The organism is Streptomyces sp. NPDC046977 (assembly GCF_040644455.1).
GTDB lineage: Bacteria > Actinomycetota > Actinomycetes > Streptomycetales > Streptomycetaceae > Actinacidiphila.
Window position 1 is genome coordinate 384,577 of sequence record NZ_JBEYWO010000004.1, and the last position, 14,951, is coordinate 399,527.

At 73.0% G+C, this 14,951-nt stretch carries 15 protein-coding genes; 8 read left to right on the top strand and 7 right to left on the bottom strand.

Translation table 11 applies throughout. The features are described from left to right. The first annotated feature begins 212 nt into the window (after positions 1–212). Complete coding sequence (locus ABZ883_RS09030; protein WP_360903892.1) at positions 213–1,835, top strand: flavin monoamine oxidase family protein; 1,623 nt, start codon at positions 213–215, stop codon at positions 1,833–1,835. 63 nt (positions 1,836–1,898) lie between these two features. Here ABZ883_RS09030 and ABZ883_RS09035 read toward each other — a convergent pair whose 3' ends face one another. Then, on the bottom strand, positions 1,899–3,635 hold the full coding sequence (locus tag ABZ883_RS09035) for a SpoIIE family protein phosphatase (RefSeq protein ID WP_360903895.1): 1,737 nt from the start codon (positions 3,633–3,635) through the stop codon (positions 1,899–1,901). A gap of 213 nt (positions 3,636–3,848) precedes the next feature. On the opposite strand from ABZ883_RS09035, the gene ABZ883_RS09040 reads away from it, so the two are divergent. Further along, positions 3,849–4,457 (top strand): HD domain-containing protein, encoded by a 609-nt coding sequence (locus tag ABZ883_RS09040; RefSeq protein WP_360903898.1) that lies wholly within the window; start codon positions 3,849–3,851, stop codon positions 4,455–4,457. A 7-nt stretch (positions 4,458–4,464) separates the two neighbouring features. Here ABZ883_RS09040 and ABZ883_RS09045 read toward each other — a convergent pair whose 3' ends face one another. Next, the gene (locus ABZ883_RS09045; RefSeq protein WP_360903901.1) at positions 4,465–5,211 is read right to left on the bottom strand and encodes an SDR family oxidoreductase; all 747 of its coding nucleotides are present in this window, start codon (positions 5,209–5,211) and stop codon (positions 4,465–4,467) included. Between the two features lie 123 nt (positions 5,212–5,334). Further along, positions 5,335–5,571, bottom strand: a complete 237-nt coding sequence (locus tag ABZ883_RS09050) for a hypothetical protein (RefSeq protein ID WP_360903903.1) — start codon at positions 5,569–5,571, stop codon at positions 5,335–5,337. Between the two features lie 288 nt (positions 5,572–5,859). On the opposite strand from ABZ883_RS09050, the gene ABZ883_RS09055 reads away from it, so the two are divergent. The 4 genes from ABZ883_RS09055 (at position 5,860) to ABZ883_RS09070 (ending at position 9,686) form a co-directional block, all read left to right on the top strand. Further along, a complete protein-coding gene (locus tag ABZ883_RS09055; RefSeq protein ID WP_360903906.1) occupies positions 5,860–6,690 on the top strand; it encodes a helix-turn-helix transcriptional regulator in 831 nt (276 codons plus the stop codon). 94 nt (positions 6,691–6,784) lie between these two features. Beyond that, positions 6,785–7,585: a HEAT repeat domain-containing protein gene (locus tag ABZ883_RS09060; RefSeq protein WP_360903909.1), complete on the top strand. Its 801-nt coding sequence runs from the start codon at positions 6,785–6,787 to the stop codon at positions 7,583–7,585. 92 nt (positions 7,586–7,677) lie between these two features. Further along, positions 7,678–8,301: a hypothetical protein gene (locus tag ABZ883_RS09065; RefSeq protein ID WP_360903912.1), complete on the top strand. Its 624-nt coding sequence runs from the start codon at positions 7,678–7,680 to the stop codon at positions 8,299–8,301. Between the two features lie 140 nt (positions 8,302–8,441). Then, the gene (locus ABZ883_RS09070; protein ID WP_360903915.1) at positions 8,442–9,686 is read left to right on the top strand and encodes a transposase; all 1,245 of its coding nucleotides are present in this window, start codon (positions 8,442–8,444) and stop codon (positions 9,684–9,686) included. Between the two features lie 13 nt (positions 9,687–9,699). On the opposite strand, the gene ABZ883_RS09075 is transcribed toward ABZ883_RS09070, so the two are convergent. The 4 genes from ABZ883_RS09075 to ABZ883_RS09090 form a co-directional block, all read right to left on the bottom strand. Continuing rightward, complete coding sequence (locus ABZ883_RS09075; RefSeq protein ID WP_360903918.1) at positions 9,700–10,443, bottom strand: hypothetical protein; 744 nt, start codon at positions 10,441–10,443, stop codon at positions 9,700–9,702. 73 nt (positions 10,444–10,516) lie between these two features. Then, the gene (locus tag ABZ883_RS09080; RefSeq protein WP_360903921.1) at positions 10,517–11,281 is read right to left on the bottom strand and encodes a MerR family transcriptional regulator; all 765 of its coding nucleotides are present in this window, start codon (positions 11,279–11,281) and stop codon (positions 10,517–10,519) included. 99 nt (positions 11,282–11,380) lie between these two features. Continuing rightward, positions 11,381–12,967, bottom strand: coding sequence for an aldehyde dehydrogenase (NADP(+)) (locus ABZ883_RS09085; protein ID WP_360903924.1), 1,587 nt, complete (start codon positions 12,965–12,967; stop codon positions 11,381–11,383). After that, positions 12,960–13,598 (bottom strand): isochorismatase family cysteine hydrolase, encoded by a 639-nt coding sequence (locus ABZ883_RS09090; protein WP_360903927.1) that lies wholly within the window; start codon positions 13,596–13,598, stop codon positions 12,960–12,962. Before ABZ883_RS09090 ends, ABZ883_RS09085 begins: the two co-directional genes overlap by 8 nt. Positions 13,599–13,778: 180 nt before the next feature. Between ABZ883_RS09090 and ABZ883_RS09095 the strand changes: the two genes are divergently transcribed. Both ABZ883_RS09095 and ABZ883_RS09100 read left to right on the top strand, forming a co-directional pair. Further along, complete coding sequence (locus ABZ883_RS09095) at positions 13,779–14,249, top strand: lipocalin-like domain-containing protein (RefSeq protein ID WP_360903930.1); 471 nt, start codon at positions 13,779–13,781, stop codon at positions 14,247–14,249. A 78-nt stretch (positions 14,250–14,327) separates the two neighbouring features. Next, positions 14,328–14,909 carry a TetR/AcrR family transcriptional regulator gene (locus ABZ883_RS09100; RefSeq protein WP_360903933.1) on the top strand — a complete coding sequence of 194 codons (582 nt, stop codon included), beginning with the start codon at positions 14,328–14,330 and terminating at the stop codon, positions 14,907–14,909. Positions 14,910–14,951: the final 42 nt, after the last annotated feature.

Consider the following 14,951-nt stretch of genomic DNA (forward strand, 5'->3'; position numbering starts at 1 on the left):
CGGCAGGTAGACCCGCGGGCGACGCGGGACTCATCGCAGCCGCGGCAGCCGGTTCTCCCCGCTGCCGTGACGAAGCGTCAGCACTTGCGAGTTTTCCCGCAGTTCACATGCGCGCGGGCGCCGACATCACCCCGTGACGCCCGGCCGCGCCGCCCGTAACAGCCCCCCTCGAAGATCGGCGTGCACACCGGCAGATCGAGAGAGGGCGACTCATGACGCAGGGGCAGCCAACAGGACTCGACCGCAGGGGATTTCTGCGCGCCGTCGGCATCACCGGCGGTGCGGGCGCGATGTTCGCCACGATGGGCGCGATGGGGCTGGCGCCCACCGCCGAGGCGGCGGGCCGCGACAGCGACTTCCGGGCGCCGAGCGCCGCCGACTTCCACCTCACCGGACGGGCCGCGGGCAAGGTCGTCGTCCTGGGCGGGGGCATCGCCGGCCTGACGACGGCGTACGAACTGGGCAAGGCCGGCTACGACTGCACGATCCTCGAGCCGCGCGACCGGCCGGGCGGCCGCAACTACACGGTCCGCGGCGGGGACTCCCACACCGACCTCGACGGCCGCACGCAGAAAGCCCGGTTCTCCGAGGGGCAGTACCTCAACGCCGGACCGGCCCGGCTGGCCCAGTGGATGGTCACCCTCGACTACTGCCGCGAACTCGGCGTGCCCATCGAGGTCTTCACCAATACCAATGCCGACGCGTACATCTACCACGAGTCGGCGGGCATGCGGCCCGGCAACCCGATGCGCTATCGCACGGCCAAGGCCGACACTTACGGGTACGTCAGCGAACTGCTCGCGAAGGCCACCGACCAGGGCGCGCTGGACAAGGAGCTGACCGCCGCCGACAAGGAGCGGCTGCTGTCCTTCCTGGAGGGTTTCGGCGAGATCGGCGGCCGGAACGAGGACTGGGCGTACACAGGGGGCGCCAACCGCGGCTACACCACCTGGCCCGGTGCCGCCGGCACCCCCGGGACGCTGCTCGGGGGTCTGCCCAGTGCCTCGGAGGTCTTCGCCTCCGGCGTGGGGCGGCACTTCGCCTTCGAGTTCGAGTTCGACCAGGCGATGCTGATGTTCCAGCCGGTCGGCGGCATGGACCGGATACCGAAGGCCTTCGCGAAGGCCATCGGATCCCACCGGTTCCGGTACGGGTGCCAGGCCACCTCGCTCGTGCAGTCGGCGCGGGGGGTGACCGTCGGCTACACCGACCCGCACGGCCGGCAGCGGCAGTTGGAGGCGGACTACTGCGTCGCGGCCATGCCGCCGCACCTGCTCGCCAAGCTGACGCACAACCTCGGCCCCGACGTACAGACCGCGCTCACCACAATCCGGCCCTCGTCGGCCGGCAAGATCGGACTGGAGTACCGCAGCCGCTGGTGGGAGACCGACCACCGGATCTACGGCGGCATCACCGAGACCGACCTGGACCTCTCCCACATCTGGTACCCGTCCTACGGTCACCACGGCGAACGCGGCGTCGTCGTCGGCTACTACAACACCGGGGCGAACGCCGACGCCTACGCGGCGCTCACCCCCGCCGAGCGCGAGGCCCGCGCCGTCCTCCAGGGCGTGAAGATCCACGGCGAGAAGTACCGGACCGAACTGGCCCACTCCTTCTCCATCGCCTGGAAGCGCGTACGCCATCTCGAGGGTGCCTGGCACAGCATTCCCGGTGGCCCGGACGCCGCCGTGTACAAACCGCTCAACGAGCCGGCCGGACGGGTGCTCTTCGCCGGGGACTGGCTGTCCTACATGGACGCCTGGCAGCACGGGGCGATCCTGTCGGCCCGCAAGGCCGTCACGGCTCTGCACAGCCGGGCCCTCAAGGCCTGACGGCCCGACGGACGGTGTCCGCGGTGCGGGCGGCGTACCGGCCGCCCCCCGCGGCCCGCCGGTTCATCCGCCCGCGTCGGGCGTGCGTACCGCGAGGAAGGCCACGTCGTCGTCGTTGTCCGCGGGGCGCACCTGCTCCAGGAGCGTGTCGCTGAAGGAGTCCAGCGCACGGCGGGCGAGCGCGGCGGCGTGTTTGCTGAGCAGGTCCAGGCCGTGGTCGAGCGAGTGGCTGGGGGACTCGATCAGTCCGTCCGTGTAGAGCATCAGCGTGGACCGGGGCGGCAGGCTGACGACGGCGTCGCGTCGCGGCTTGGTGCTGCCGGTGCCGAGCAGGATGCCGTGCGCGTCGGTGAGGTAGCGGGCCCGGCCGTCGTAGGTGATGAGCAGGGGCGGCGGGTGGCCGGCGTTCGTCCACTGCAGTTGCCACAGTCCGTCGTCGCAGGTCAGCCGGGCGAGCAGCATCGTGGCCATGGGGACCTCCGCGATGTGCATGACGGCCCCGTCGAGCTGGGTGACGACGGTGCTGGGGCTCTCCGGCTGGGACCAGGCGAAGGCGCGCAGCATGTTGCGGAGCTGCGCCATGCCGCCGGCCGCCTCCAGGTCGTGGCCGACGACGTCGCCGATGGCAAGCGCCGTCGCCCCGTCGGCGAGCGGGAAGGCGTCGTACCAGTCCCCGCCGACCTGCGAGGCGTCCGGGGCGGGCACATAGCGCGCCTTCATCTCCAGGCCCGGGACGATCGGCATCTGCGGCAGCAGATGGCGCTGCATCGTCTCGGCGACCTTGCGCTGCCGCTGGTACAGGCGCGCGTTGTCCAGGGCCAGGCCGGCCCGTCGGGTCAGGTCCTCCAGCAGGGGGAGGTCGGCCGCGGTGAAGGCGTCCGGGCGCTGCGAGCGCCCCAGGGTCAGCGCGCCGAGCACGTCCCGGAGCCCACGGACGGGCGCGATCGCCGCCGAGTGCATGCCGGTCGCGGCGAACAGCCGGTGCTGCTCGACCGCGATCCCGGAGTCGGGCGGCCCCTGGTAGGTCGAGGGTCCGGCCAGGGCGGACGCGGCACCGCGCAGCGCGCGCGACAGCGGCATCGGGGATTCCTGCGGCAGCGGCGGCATGGGCCCCTGGAGGTCCGTGCGCTCGATCAGGACGCCGTTGTCGTGCTGGACGACCAGGGCCCGCCGCACCTCGTCGCCCTCCGTCAGCAGGTCCACGACCGCCCAGTCCGCGAGCCGGGGCACGGTCAGGGCCGCCAGCCGCCGCAGGGCCTCGTCCACGTCGAGGGTCGAGGTGAGCCCGGTGGTGGTCTCCGCCAGCAGCGCGAGGCGGTCGAGTTCGGACATCGACGGGGACGCGGTGTCGGTGCCGCGCGCCGCGGCTTCGCGCTGCCGCCCCTCGTGCAGCAGGACCAGCGCCCCCGTCGTCCCGGGCGCCGGCGCGTAGGGCGTGATGAGCCAGGACAGCCCGAGCAGCGTGCCGTCACCGCAGGCGAACCAGCCGAGGTCGCCCTGCGCGGTGGTCTCGGTGAGGAGCGCGTCCCGCATCGGGCAGCGGGAGCGGGGCAGCGGGTGCCCGTGGCTGTCGCGGTGCAGCAGGTCGTGGGCGTCCTGCCCGGCGAGTTCGCCGGCGGACTTCCGGAACAGCTGCCGGGCCCCGGCGTTGGCCGCGACGATCCGTCCCTCGTTGTCGACGACGAGGGCCGATGCCCGGACGCTCTCCAGGTCGAGGGCCGGGGGCGGGGCCGGGGAACCGTCCGGCGTACGGGGTCCGAGCACGGGCGGGAAATCGGCCGGTGACGCGGCGGCTTCCATACCCTCCTCGATCCGGTCGGAGACCTGTGGTGAATCTGCCCCACCAGCATCACACGCGTCCGCGCGGCGGATCCAGCGCGAACGGGGCTTTCCCGCCACCTGAACGGATCGCTGAGCCCGCCGCCCGGACCGACTCCGCGCGGCGCGGCACCCGTTCACCCGGCCGCGGAGCCCGCCGGGGTCACGGCCGGCCGTGACCACTAGGCTCCGGGGATGCCGATCCCCAGCCCCGCGCGGATCCGCGCCCTGCACGAGAAGCACGCGCCCAGCGCCGAGGCCTTCGACCTCGTGTTCACGCACTGCGAGATCGTGTGGCGCATCGCCGAGCAGCTGCTGACCGCCCCGGGCGGGGACGGCGTCGACGCGGAACTGGTGCGCGCGGGATGCCTCCTCCACGACATCGGCGTCTACCGGCTCTTCGACGACGCCGGCCGCCTGGACCACGGCGGGTATGTGCGCCACGGCCTTCTCGGCCACGACCTCCTCGCGGCCGAGGGCCTTCCCGAGACGCTGTGCCGTTTCTGCTCCTGCCACACGGGCGTCGGCCTCACCGCGGCCGACGTGCTGGCGCAGGGGCTGCCCCTGCCGCCGGCCGACTACGTGCCGGTGACCCGCGAGGAGCGGCTGGTGATGTACGCGGACAAGTTCCACAGCAAGTCGACGCCGCCGCGCTTCCTCTCCTTCCCCGCGTACACCGAACAGCTCCGCCGGTTCGGCGAGGAGAAGGTCGCCGGGTTCCACGCCCTGCGGGCCGAGTTCGGCGAACCCGAACTCGGCCCGCTCGCGGCCGCCCACGGACACGCGTTGACGGAGCGGAATTGATGCTCCGTCAGTTCTGGACGGTGGGGCGTACGACGATCTCGTTGACGTCGACCCCGCCCGGCTGGCCGATCGCGTAACCGACGGCCTCCGCGACGGCGGACGCCGGGAGGCCGATCATGTCCGTGGCGGCCCGGGCCGCGCCCTGCACCTCGGGATCGCCACCGGCGAGGGTGAGTTCGGAACGGGTGAAGCCCGGGCTGACGACCGTGACGCGGATGTCGGAGTTCTCCTGCCGCAGCCCCTCCGACAGGGCCCGCACCGCGTACTTGGTCGCGCAGTACACGGCGGCGGTCGCGTCGACGCGCAGCGCCGCGGTCGAGGCGACGGTGACGATGTGCCCCGACCGGACCTCGCGCATGGAGGGCAGGACGGCGGCGATGCCGTGCAGCACACCGCGCAGGTTCACGTCGATCATCCGGTCCCACTCGTCGACGCGCAGGGACGCCACGGGGGACAGGGCCATCACGCCCGCGTTGTTCACCAGGACGTCCACGCGTCCGTGACGGGCGAGCGCGCCGGAGACGAAGGCGTTGACACTGCCCGCGTCGGTGACGTCCAGTTCCACGTACTCGGCGCTGTGGCCGGCGGCGGTCAGCTCGGCGACCAGCCCGGCCAGGCGGTCCACGCGCCGGGCACCGAGGACGACGTGGTGGCCCGCGGCGGCCAGATGGCGGGCGGTGGCCTCGCCGATGCCGCTGGACGCGCCGGTCACCAGGACGGTCTTGCGGTGGGGGGAAGGGGTGGGGTGCTGCACGACGATCTCCGAACGGATGGAAGGAACGAAAGGAACGAAAGGAACGGGGGGAAGCAAGGGACAAGGAGCGGAAGGGGGCCCGGGGACGGCCTGCCGGGGTCGCCTCGGCCGAGCGGACGGCGTTCAGGCCGTGTGCGCCACGCGGGCCACCTGCCGGTCGACGGTCCGCCGGCCGATGGTGGCGTGGACGGACGAGCCGCCCGTCTCCGTGGTGATCCCGCGGGCGGCGGCCATCGCCTGTTCGGCGGTGTCCCGGGCCACGATGCCGACGACGGTGCCGTCCTGGTTGCCAGCGACGAAGTCGGCGGCCGTACGGCCGGGCGCCGGGGCGAAGGTCGTGATCTCCAGTACGTGGTCCACAGCGGAGGTCCTCTCCGGGAAGGGGGTGGGCGCGGCGGCCCGGACAACGCCGCCGCCCCGTCAGCCTCGACCCGCCGGAGCGGCGCGGGAAGGCCGTGCCGGGCCCGGTGCGGGGTACCTGGGTGCGGCACACCCAGGACCACCGCGGTCTGCACCGGACGCCGCCGCCCCGGCAGGCTGGGACCTCGCGAGCGCCCCCGCCGCGCCGTTCCGCAGAGGAGAGCCATGAACCCGTACGCCCCGGCCCGTCCACCGGTAGGTGACCGGGGCGGCAGTAGCATGAGCCGTATGCCCGATCCGTCCGACAACGACCTCGGCGCCTTCCTGCGGGCCGCGCGGTCCCGCCTGGAGCCGTCCGACGTGGGCCTGCCGACCGGCGGGGGACGCCGCCGGGTCGCCGGACTGCGCCGCGAGGAGGTCGCCGTCCTGACGGGCGTGAGCGCGGACTACTACACGCGTCTGGAACAGGGCCGTGAACGCCGCCCCTCCGCCCAGGTGATCGAGGCCCTCGGGCGCGCCCTGCGGCTGAACCCCGATGCCCGCGGCCACCTCTTCCTTCTTGCCGGGCTCGCTCCCGGCCATCCCGCCGACCGCACGCGGCACCACGTCCACCCGGACCTGCTGCGCCTGCTCGACTCCTTCCCCTCGGCCGCCGCCTATGTGCTGGGCCCCGCCTTCGACGTCCTGGCCACGAACTCGCTCGCCCGCGCGCTCCTGGCGCCCTTCGGGGCGGAGACCAACATGCCCAGGATCCTGTTCACCCACCCCGCGGCCCGTACGGTGTTCGTGGAATGGCCGCTGGTCAGCAGCGCCACGGTGCACGCGTTGCGCCTCAACGCCGCCCGCTTCCCGCACGATGCCGACATCGGGGACCTCGTCTCGGAACTCCTCGTCCGCTCTGAGGAGTTCGCGGCCCTGTGGAGCGACCAGATGGCCGCCGGCCTCACCCGTGCCTACAAGGTCTTCGTCCATCCCGACGCGGGCCGCGTCGAACTCACCTACCAGACCTTCGACGTCCTCGACGCCCCGGGCCAGCAACTCCTGGTGGGCAGCCCCGAACCCGGCAGCCGCAGCGCGCAGGCCCTCACCTACCTCGCCTCCATGACCGGCGCCGACTGACCGGCTCGGTGGTCCGACGCCCGCGGCGCGCCGGCCGGTTCCCGGCGGGCGCCCCGCACCGCGGTCGTCGCGCGTCCCGAACTAGTCTTCCGGGATGGCGATGTTCGTGCACCTGACGTCGGCGGCGTACGCGCCCCGCATCCGGCGGTCCGGGATACGCGCGGGCCGCGGGCGGGACGGTATGCGCGGGGTGTACTGCTTCCCGGTCCTGACCTCGTACACCCTCACCCATCAATGGCTGCGGGAACTGGCCCGGTCCGGCACCAGGGGAGGACTGGTGGCCGTGCACATCCGCCTGGCCGACGACGAGCCGGTACGGGCCGGCCACTACGCGGACCGGGCGCGGGGCGTGGAGGTCGCCGTCAGTGCGGCGGAGGCGGTGCGCCGGATCGCCGTGCTGCCCGACCCGCGGGGGTGGGAGGTGTTCGTACCCCGGGCGATCCGCGCGCACGAGGTGCACCGCACGCGCACCGCGCCCCAGGTGACGGGCTGGCGCTACCGGCCGGACGCGCACGGGACGCGGCCCTGCACCTGTTCCGGTTGCCGGGTGCGGGGCGAGTACGGGTCGCGGCGCCTGCGCGAGCGGATGCCGCACCCGCTGGACGGTCCGCCGCCGCCGGTCCCGGTGCTGCTGGCCAGGATCGCGGCGGCCGGCGACCCCGGTGACCCCGTGGTCCTGCGGGAGGCGCTGCACTGGTTCGGGATGCGCCGGCGCGGTCCCCTCGGGCACCTGGGCCCGCTGGCCGCGCACCCCGACGCGGGGGTACGGGAGGACCTGGTGTGGGCGGTCGCCGGGTGGGCCACTCCCGGGGTCGCCACGTTGCTGGAAGCCCTCGCGGACGACCCGCATCCGGATGTCCGGGAGGCCGTGGAGGCGGTCCGCGGCGACGCCTGAGCCGCGGACCGGGGTCCGGGGCGGGCCGCGCGGGGAACGGGGCGGGTTGCCGCCGGTGGCGAAGGGCATCGATCGGTGCCTTACTGGTTCCCATGCGTGTCACCTGCCCCTTGTTCCTCGTCCGCCGCACGTACGGACCGTGCGGACGGCAGAGCGCGGGCACGGCCTCCACCGCGGGCCGGCTGCTGCGCGGCATGCTGCGGGGAGCGGCCGCGGGGGCCGCCGGGTGCACGGCCCTGGACACGGTCGGCTACCTGGACATGGTCGTGCGGGGGCGCGGTGCCAGCACCACCCCGGACGCCACGGTCGAACGGCTGTCGCAGGTCGTGCGCCTGCCGGTACCCGGACCGCCCGGCGTCCGCGCGAACCGCGTCGCCGCACTGGGGCGGATCACCGGCATCACCGCGGGCGTGGGCATGGGCGCCACGCTCGGACTGCTCACCGCCGCCGGCTGGCGGCCGCGGGACGCCACACTGACCGCGACGGCGGGCGTCCTGGCGCTGATCGGCACGAACGGGCCGATGACGGTGCTGCGCGTGACCGATCCCCGTACCTGGTCCGCGTCGGACTGGGCCGCCGACCTCGTCCCGCACGTCGCCTACGCGGTGGTCGCGGCGGCGGTGTTCAAGGGCCTTGCCCCCGACGCCCGTTCCGGGAACGAGGCGGGGCGCGGACCGCGATCGTGGTGCGAGGCCGTACGCCTGCGATTCACCTGATTTCTCCCAGGAGGTCCCGGCTTTCAGGCCGGGGAGGAATGGGCCCGTGGGCCGGAGCCGCGAAGCGGCGGAGTTGTCTGCGCATCTGTCGTGACCTGCGCTCTCTTTCGTTGTCAGTGGGGACTGTTACGTTCCGTGGCATGACGGCGACAGTGACGGTCGAGGAGGGGTCCGGGCATGCCCGGTACACCTTCCGGCTGCGCGTGTCGTCCACGGCGCGTGCCGGTCTGGAGGCGGAGTGGGCGCGGTGCCGGTGGGTGTGGAACGAGTGCGTGGCCGTGTCCCGCAAGGTCCACGCCCTGAACCGGACCTCCGAGCAGAAGATCACGTGCGGCCCGGCGCAGCTCGACAGGATGCTGACCGAGGCGAGAGGGTCGATGGCGTGGCTGCGGGACGGCAGTTCCGTTGCGCAGCAGCAGACGATCCGGGACTTCGGCAAGTCCCGGGCCAAGGCGTTGAAGGACATCACGGCGCGGCTGCCGATGCGGCAGCGGGCCGGGATGCCCCGGACCAAGCGCAAGCGCCAGGCCGACCCGACGCTGAACTACAGCACCCGGGGTTTTCGGATCAAGGACGGGCGCCTGCATCTGGCGGGCGGGATCGTGTTGACGGTGGTGTGGTCCCGCGACCTGCCCGCCGCCCCGACGTCGGTCCGCGTCCACCGGGACAGCCTCGGCCACTGGTACGCCTCGTTCGTCGTCGCCGTCCACGTGCAGCCGCTGCCCGCCACGGGAGCGGTGATCGGTATCGACTGGGGGGTCCGCGAAACCGCGACCACGACCAGCGATCTCCACGACCTGCCCCACCCCCAGCACGGGAAAAGTGCCGCGGCGAAGCTCGCCCGCTATCAGAAGATGATGGCCCGCCGCCGCACCCCGAAGGGCAAGCCCGACAGCGGCGGTTACCGCAGGGCTCGCCGGGCCGCCGCGAAGGTGTCCAAGAAGATCGCGCGCCAACGGCAGGACACGGGCCGCAAGTGGGCCAAGCAGGTCGTCCGTGACCATGACGTGATTGCGGTGGAGGACTTCCGACCGAAGTTCCTGGCGAAGTCGACGATGGCCCGTAGAGCGGCGGACGCGGCGATCGGGGCCACGAAGACGGCTCTGATCGAGATGGGCCGCAAGCACGGGCGGGACGTTCGCCTGGTGCATCCCGCGCACACCACCATGGGCTGCGCGCAGTGCGGAGCGAGAACCAAGCACGCACTTCCTCTTTCGGAACGTACCTACACCTGCACGCCGTGCGGAGCCGTCTCGCCCAGGGACAAGAACTCCGCCCGCGTGATGCTGGTCCGGGCTGGTCTCAACCCGGCTGGTGCCGATCGTGTAAGAGCTGACGGACCGCTGGTCCCCAGCCCACGTGAGCCAGGAATCCCCGTCCCTTAGGGCGGGGAGGATGTCAAGCCTTGAGGATGTTCACCGACCGGGCGACCACCAGGGCCAGCGTCAGCAGCGAGACCAGGGCCTGGAAGGTCATCAGCAGTTTGGCCCAACGGGACATCGGCATCGTGTCGGTGGGGCTGAAGGCGGTCGCGTCGGTGAACGACACGTACAGGTAGTCGGCGAACGCCGGTTCCCACTCGTGGTGCACCGCGTCCGGGCTCTGCATCTGCGGGAAGAGGAAGTCCGGGGTGTCCCGCGTCCCCGCGGCGCGGGCGACCGGTCCGCCGCGGTCCCATTCCCAGTACCACAGGGCGAAGACGATGATGTTGGTGACCCAGATGGACGCCGCGCCCAGCAGCAGGGCCTGCGCGTCGCTCTGCTCGGTCCCGCGCACCAGGTGCTGGATGAGCCGGACCGCCGACCAGCCGTTGGCGACGCTGACCGCCGCGGCCAGCGCCAGCCCCCCGGCGCGCAGCAGCGGGCCCATCCGGCGGGCGCGGGAGGGGGTGGCCGGCAGCAGCGCGACCAGCAGGAGCAGCTCCAGCCCCGGCAGGAGCCAGCGCGGATGAATGGCCAGGCGGTCCGGCAGCACCAACTGCAGGACGATGGCGACCAGTACCGCCGCCGACACCGCTCCCCGCCCCTCCACCCGTGTGCGGCGGCGCCAGGCAGGCTCCGCGGCGGCCCCCTCCGGGGAGGTGGTGAGCAGTTCCTCGATCCGTGCCAGCCGGTCGTGCACGGCCCTCAACTCATCGTTCACCGGGCCAGTGTGGCGCCCGCGGCGGCGAATCGCCGCCGCGGACACCGGCGACGGCCGCAATGGCGGCGGGATGTCAGCGAGCCTGCCGGACCTGCTCCAGGTAGCCGACCAGGGCGGCCATCCGCTCCGCGGGCCAGGGCAGGCCCCGGCTGAGGTCGTCGCCGTGGTCCTGCCACATCCGCCTGGCGGCCTCCTCGGTCTGCCGGTCGCCGCTGTGGAAGGCGGACCCGAGCGCGTCCCACTCCCGGACGAGTTCCCGCACCCCGGCGTCGTCCACCGCGGTGCCGGCGTCGACGTGCGCGAGGAGTTCCCCGACGAGGCCGGCCCACCGCGTCCGCGCCGTCTCGACGGCCGCCGGTCCGAGCTCGGCCCGGCGCCGGGCCAGTTGGTCCTGCTGCTCCTGGGTGAAGTAGCCGTCCAGCACAGAGATCATCTCCAAGGTCGTCATGAACTGGTCCGGATCGGGCGTCGCTTCCCCGTCGAACTGCCGCAGGAGTCCGCGGACCTGCTGGGTGATCCGCCCGATCCGCTCGCCCTGACGCCGGAGCTCCTCCAGCTGGGCATCCAGGACCGCGCGCATCGCCGGGAGGTCGTCCGGCGCGCCGTCCACCACGTCACCGATCTCCTCCAGGGACAGCCCCAGGGTGCGCAGCGCCCGTACGCGGTACAGGCGGTGCAGGTCGCGCCTGGTGTAGCGGCGGTGCCCCGAGGCGGTGCGCTCGCTCGCGCGCACCAGGCCGATCTCGTCGTAGTGGTACAGCGTCCGTACGGTGACGCCGCTGGCCCTCGCCAGCTCGCCGATGGTCCACCGGGGTCCGGTGGTGTCGTTCCCGATCACGTCCGCAACGCTACGACCTCCCGTCACGGGAGGATCAACCCCTCCGGACACGGCTGCGGGGCCCTCCCCGAAGGAGGGCCCCGCCGGACGGACCGGGGGTCAGTCGCGGGACAGCTGCCCGTCGGTCAGCCGCCACAGGCCCAGGGGGTTGCCGGCGGACAGCGCCTCGGGCAGCAGCGCGTCGGGGAAGCCCTGGTAGGTGACGGGCCGCAGGAAGCGGTCGATCGCGGTCATGCCGACCGAGGTGAAGCGGCTGTCGGTCGTGGCCGGGAACGGGCCGCCGTGGACGGTGGCGTGCGCCACCTCCTGCGGGTGGGCGAAGGCGTTCACGACGATCCGGCCGGTGCGCCGCTCCAGGACCGGCAGCAGGCGCGCGGCGGCCGTGTGGTCGGGCTCGTCGATGTGCATCGCCGCCGAGAGCTGGCCGCGCAGGCTCCGGGCCACCTCCAGGAGCTGGTCCATGCCCGTCAGCCGGACCACGATCGCGGTCGGCCCGAAGACCTCGCCGGACAGCGCGGGTTCGGCGAGGAAGCGGTCGCCGTCGACCTCCAGGAGCAGGGCACGGCCCTCACCCGGCCCCTGCGGCCCGGGGCCCTCCACCAAGGTCGTGGCTCCGGCGTCGCGCAGCCGCCGGACGCCCCGCTTGTAGGCGTCGAGGATGCCCGGGGTCAGCATGGTGCGGGCGTGCATGGCGCCCACGCGGGCGGCGGCGGCGTCGCGCAGGGCGGTGTAGCCGGGGCCGTCGATCGCGAGCAGGAGGGCCGGCTTCAGGCACGCCTGGCCGACGTTGACGAGCATGCGCTCGGCGAAGCCGTCGCCGATCTCCGCGCCGCGCGCGGCGAGCGCCGAGGGCAGGACGAACGTCGGGTTGACGCTGGTCATCTCGGCGAAGACCGGGATCGGTTCGGGGCGCGACTGGGCCCGCCGGTACAGTGCCATGCCGCCGGCCTCGGAGCCGGTGAAGGTGACCGCCTTGATCAGCGGGTGGTCCACCAGTGCCTCGCCGATCCCGTTGCCCGCGCCGCGGACCATGGAGAAGACGCCTTCGTGCAGCCCGCTGTCGGCGACGGCGCCGCGGATGGCGCGTGCCTGCAGTTCGGAGGAGCCGGGGTGAGCGTTGTGGGCCTTGAGGATCACCGGGGCGCCCGCCGCCAGCGCGGAGGCGGTGTCACCGCCGGCGACGGAGTACGAGATGGGGAAGTTGCTCGCGCCGAAGATGACGACCGGGCCGATCGCGATCTTCTGCATGCGGTGGTCCGTGCGCGGCCGCGGCTGCCGTCCGGGCTGCGCCGGGTCGATCGTGGCGTGCCGGAAGCGGCCCTCCCGGACCACCTCCGCGTACTGCCGGAACTGGCCGGCGGACTTGGCCACTTCCGCCGAGAGCTGCGCGGCGGGCAGTCCGGTCTCCAGTGCCGTGCGCTCGGCCAGTGCGCCGTTGACGGCGTCCAGCCGGTCCGCGATCAGCTCCAGGAAGGCGGCGCGCTCGTCCAGGCCGGTGCGGTGGTAGCTGTCGAAGGCCTCGTCGGCGAGGCGCGCGGCACGGTCCACCTCGGCCGCGCCGCCGAGCGCGAAGGGGGGCTCGATCTCGTGGCCGGTCGCGGGGTTCAGCGCCCGCATCGTGGCGCCGGCCGCCGGTACGGACACCGAGCCGATCAGCATGTCTCCGGTCAGTGCGAGGTCAGCCATGGCGGTGGGCTCCGTCCTGGAGGGCCAGGACCAGGTCCTGGGTGCGGGTGATGGCGTGGGCGTACGTGGGTCCGTTCAGCTCGTGGGCGGCGTGCATCATCTCCGGCAGGAAGGCCGCCGTGGCGTCGCGGACGAGGGTGACGTGGTAGCCGAGTTCCATGGCGTAGCGGCCCGTGGACTCGATGCAGGTGTTGGCGAGCAGGCCGATCACGATGACGTGCGTGATGCCGCGCTGCCGGAGCCGGAAGTCCAGATCGGTGTTGGCGAAACCGCTCTGCGCCCAGTGCTCCTGGACGACCACGTCGCCGTCGCCGGGCCGGAAGTCCGGATGGAACTCCCCGCCCCAGGTCCCCAGGGCGAAGGTGTGGCGCTCCTGGACGATGCGCTGGGTCGGGTTGGGGTGTTCCCAGCCCTCGTAGTCGCCCTCCTGCCAGCGGCGGTGCGGGACGAAGAAGACCGGCAGGTCCGCGCGGCGGCCGGCGGCGACGACGGCGCGCAGGTTGTCCAGCAGCCCGACGTCGGCGGCCACGGGTTCGAGGAGGGGCCAGACTTTGCCGCCGTCGGAGAGGAAGTCGTTGTAGGGGTCGACCAGGAGGACGGCGGTGCGGGTGGGTTCGTACGGGACGGTCATCGGTGTGACTCCAAAAATGTGGAGGATGCATATCATCCTGTCACATTCAGGATTACTCGCGTCATCCAGATCGTCAAGGCGCGGGGTGCGTGCGGAGGGAATCTGTATGATTGCCATCATCCAGAATGCATCCGGGGCGCCCGGCGCGCGAAGCGGATCACGAGACCGAGGAGGCAGGACATGAATCCCGAAGAGCTGCGCAAGGCGCTGCCCGGTGCGTGGCGCCTGGTGTCGTACCGGGCCACCGCGGTCGAGGGCGGTGACGTCGTCGAGCCCTTCGGGCCGCGACCCGAGGGGCTGATCGTCTACACCTCGGACGGCCACATGTCGGCCCAGATCATGCGCCCGGGCCGTCCCGCTTTCCGCGAGGGGCGCCTGGAGAAGGGCCTGCCCGAGGAACTGGCGGCCGCGGCCGTCGGCTACCTGGCCTACGGGGGGACCTACGAGGTGCCCGAGGACGATCTCGTGGTCCACCACGTGGAGCTGAGCCTGTTTCCCAACTGGGTGGGCGTCCCCCAGGTGAGGGCGGTCGGCTGGGAGGGGCCGAGGCTCCGCCTGGCGCTGCGCGAGCCCGCTCTCATCTGGGGCGCGCTGCGCGACGGCGTCCTCGTCTGGGAGCGCCTGTCTGGCGCCGGCGCCACGCCTGCCTGAGGGTGGGATCCAAGATGTATGATGCCCATCATCCACACTTGGCCGGTGCGATCCGGCCGACATCGGGGAGGTCTTCGGATGGGTCACTCCCAGGCAGCCAAGGCGGAATCCCGCGAGCGGGTCCTGCGCATCGCCGCCCGCCGTATCCGCGAGGAAGGCATGACCGCCCCGGGCGTCGCCGACCTGATGAAAGAGGCGGGCCTCACCCACGGCGGGTTCTACAAGCACTTCGCGTCCCGCGACGAACTGATGGTCCAGGCCGCGACCCTGGCCCTCGAGGACGGCGAGGCCAAGATGGCCGATGCCGCCCGCCGCGACCCCGAGGAGCCGCGCACGGGCCTGATCGACGCCTACCTCAGCACGCGCCACCGCGACGCCCCCGGAACGGGCTGCGCCCTGGTGACGCTCGGCGCGGCGGCCGGCCGCGGTGTCGTCGAGATGAAAGAGGCGTACGAGAAGCAGGTGCTCGGCTACCTGGAGCTCATCGGCGAGGCCGCACAGGGCGACGACCCCGAGGAGACGCGGGCCGACGCCATGCTCACCCTGAGCGCCATGGTCGGCGCGATCCTGATGGCGCGGGCGGTCGCCGACCCGCAGTTGTCCGACGAACTGCTGAAGACGGTCGCCGAGCGGCTGAAGCACCCGGCCGCGGCGGTCTGAACGCCCCGCCCGCGCGCATCACCGGATCCGCCGGCGCGGCGG

What these genes read in the sequence shown, in the direction of transcription:
- ABZ883_RS09070 (WP_360903915.1), top strand. Translation starts at nt 8,442, where the DNA reads ATGACGGCGACAGTGACGGTCGAGGAGGGGTCCGGGCATGCCCGGTAC.
- ABZ883_RS09085 (WP_360903924.1), bottom strand. Translation starts at nt 12,967, where the DNA reads ATGGCTGACCTCGCACTGACCGGAGACATGCTGATCGGCTCGGTGTCC.
- ABZ883_RS09100 (WP_360903933.1), top strand. Translation starts at nt 14,328, where the DNA reads ATGGGTCACTCCCAGGCAGCCAAGGCGGAATCCCGCGAGCGGGTCCTG.
- ABZ883_RS09065 (WP_360903912.1), top strand. Translation starts at nt 7,678, where the DNA reads ATGCGTGTCACCTGCCCCTTGTTCCTCGTCCGCCGCACGTACGGACCG.
- ABZ883_RS09055 (WP_360903906.1), top strand. Translation starts at nt 5,860, where the DNA reads ATGCCCGATCCGTCCGACAACGACCTCGGCGCCTTCCTGCGGGCCGCG.
- ABZ883_RS09030 (WP_360903892.1), top strand. Translation starts at nt 213, where the DNA reads ATGACGCAGGGGCAGCCAACAGGACTCGACCGCAGGGGATTTCTGCGC.
- ABZ883_RS09095 (WP_360903930.1), top strand. Translation starts at nt 13,779, where the DNA reads ATGAATCCCGAAGAGCTGCGCAAGGCGCTGCCCGGTGCGTGGCGCCTG.
- ABZ883_RS09090 (WP_360903927.1), bottom strand. Translation starts at nt 13,598, where the DNA reads ATGACCGTCCCGTACGAACCCACCCGCACCGCCGTCCTCCTGGTCGAC.
- ABZ883_RS09060 (WP_360903909.1), top strand. Translation starts at nt 6,785, where the DNA reads ATGGCGATGTTCGTGCACCTGACGTCGGCGGCGTACGCGCCCCGCATC.
- ABZ883_RS09035 (WP_360903895.1), bottom strand. Translation starts at nt 3,635, where the DNA reads ATGGAAGCCGCCGCGTCACCGGCCGATTTCCCGCCCGTGCTCGGACCC.
- ABZ883_RS09040 (WP_360903898.1), top strand. Translation starts at nt 3,849, where the DNA reads ATGCCGATCCCCAGCCCCGCGCGGATCCGCGCCCTGCACGAGAAGCAC.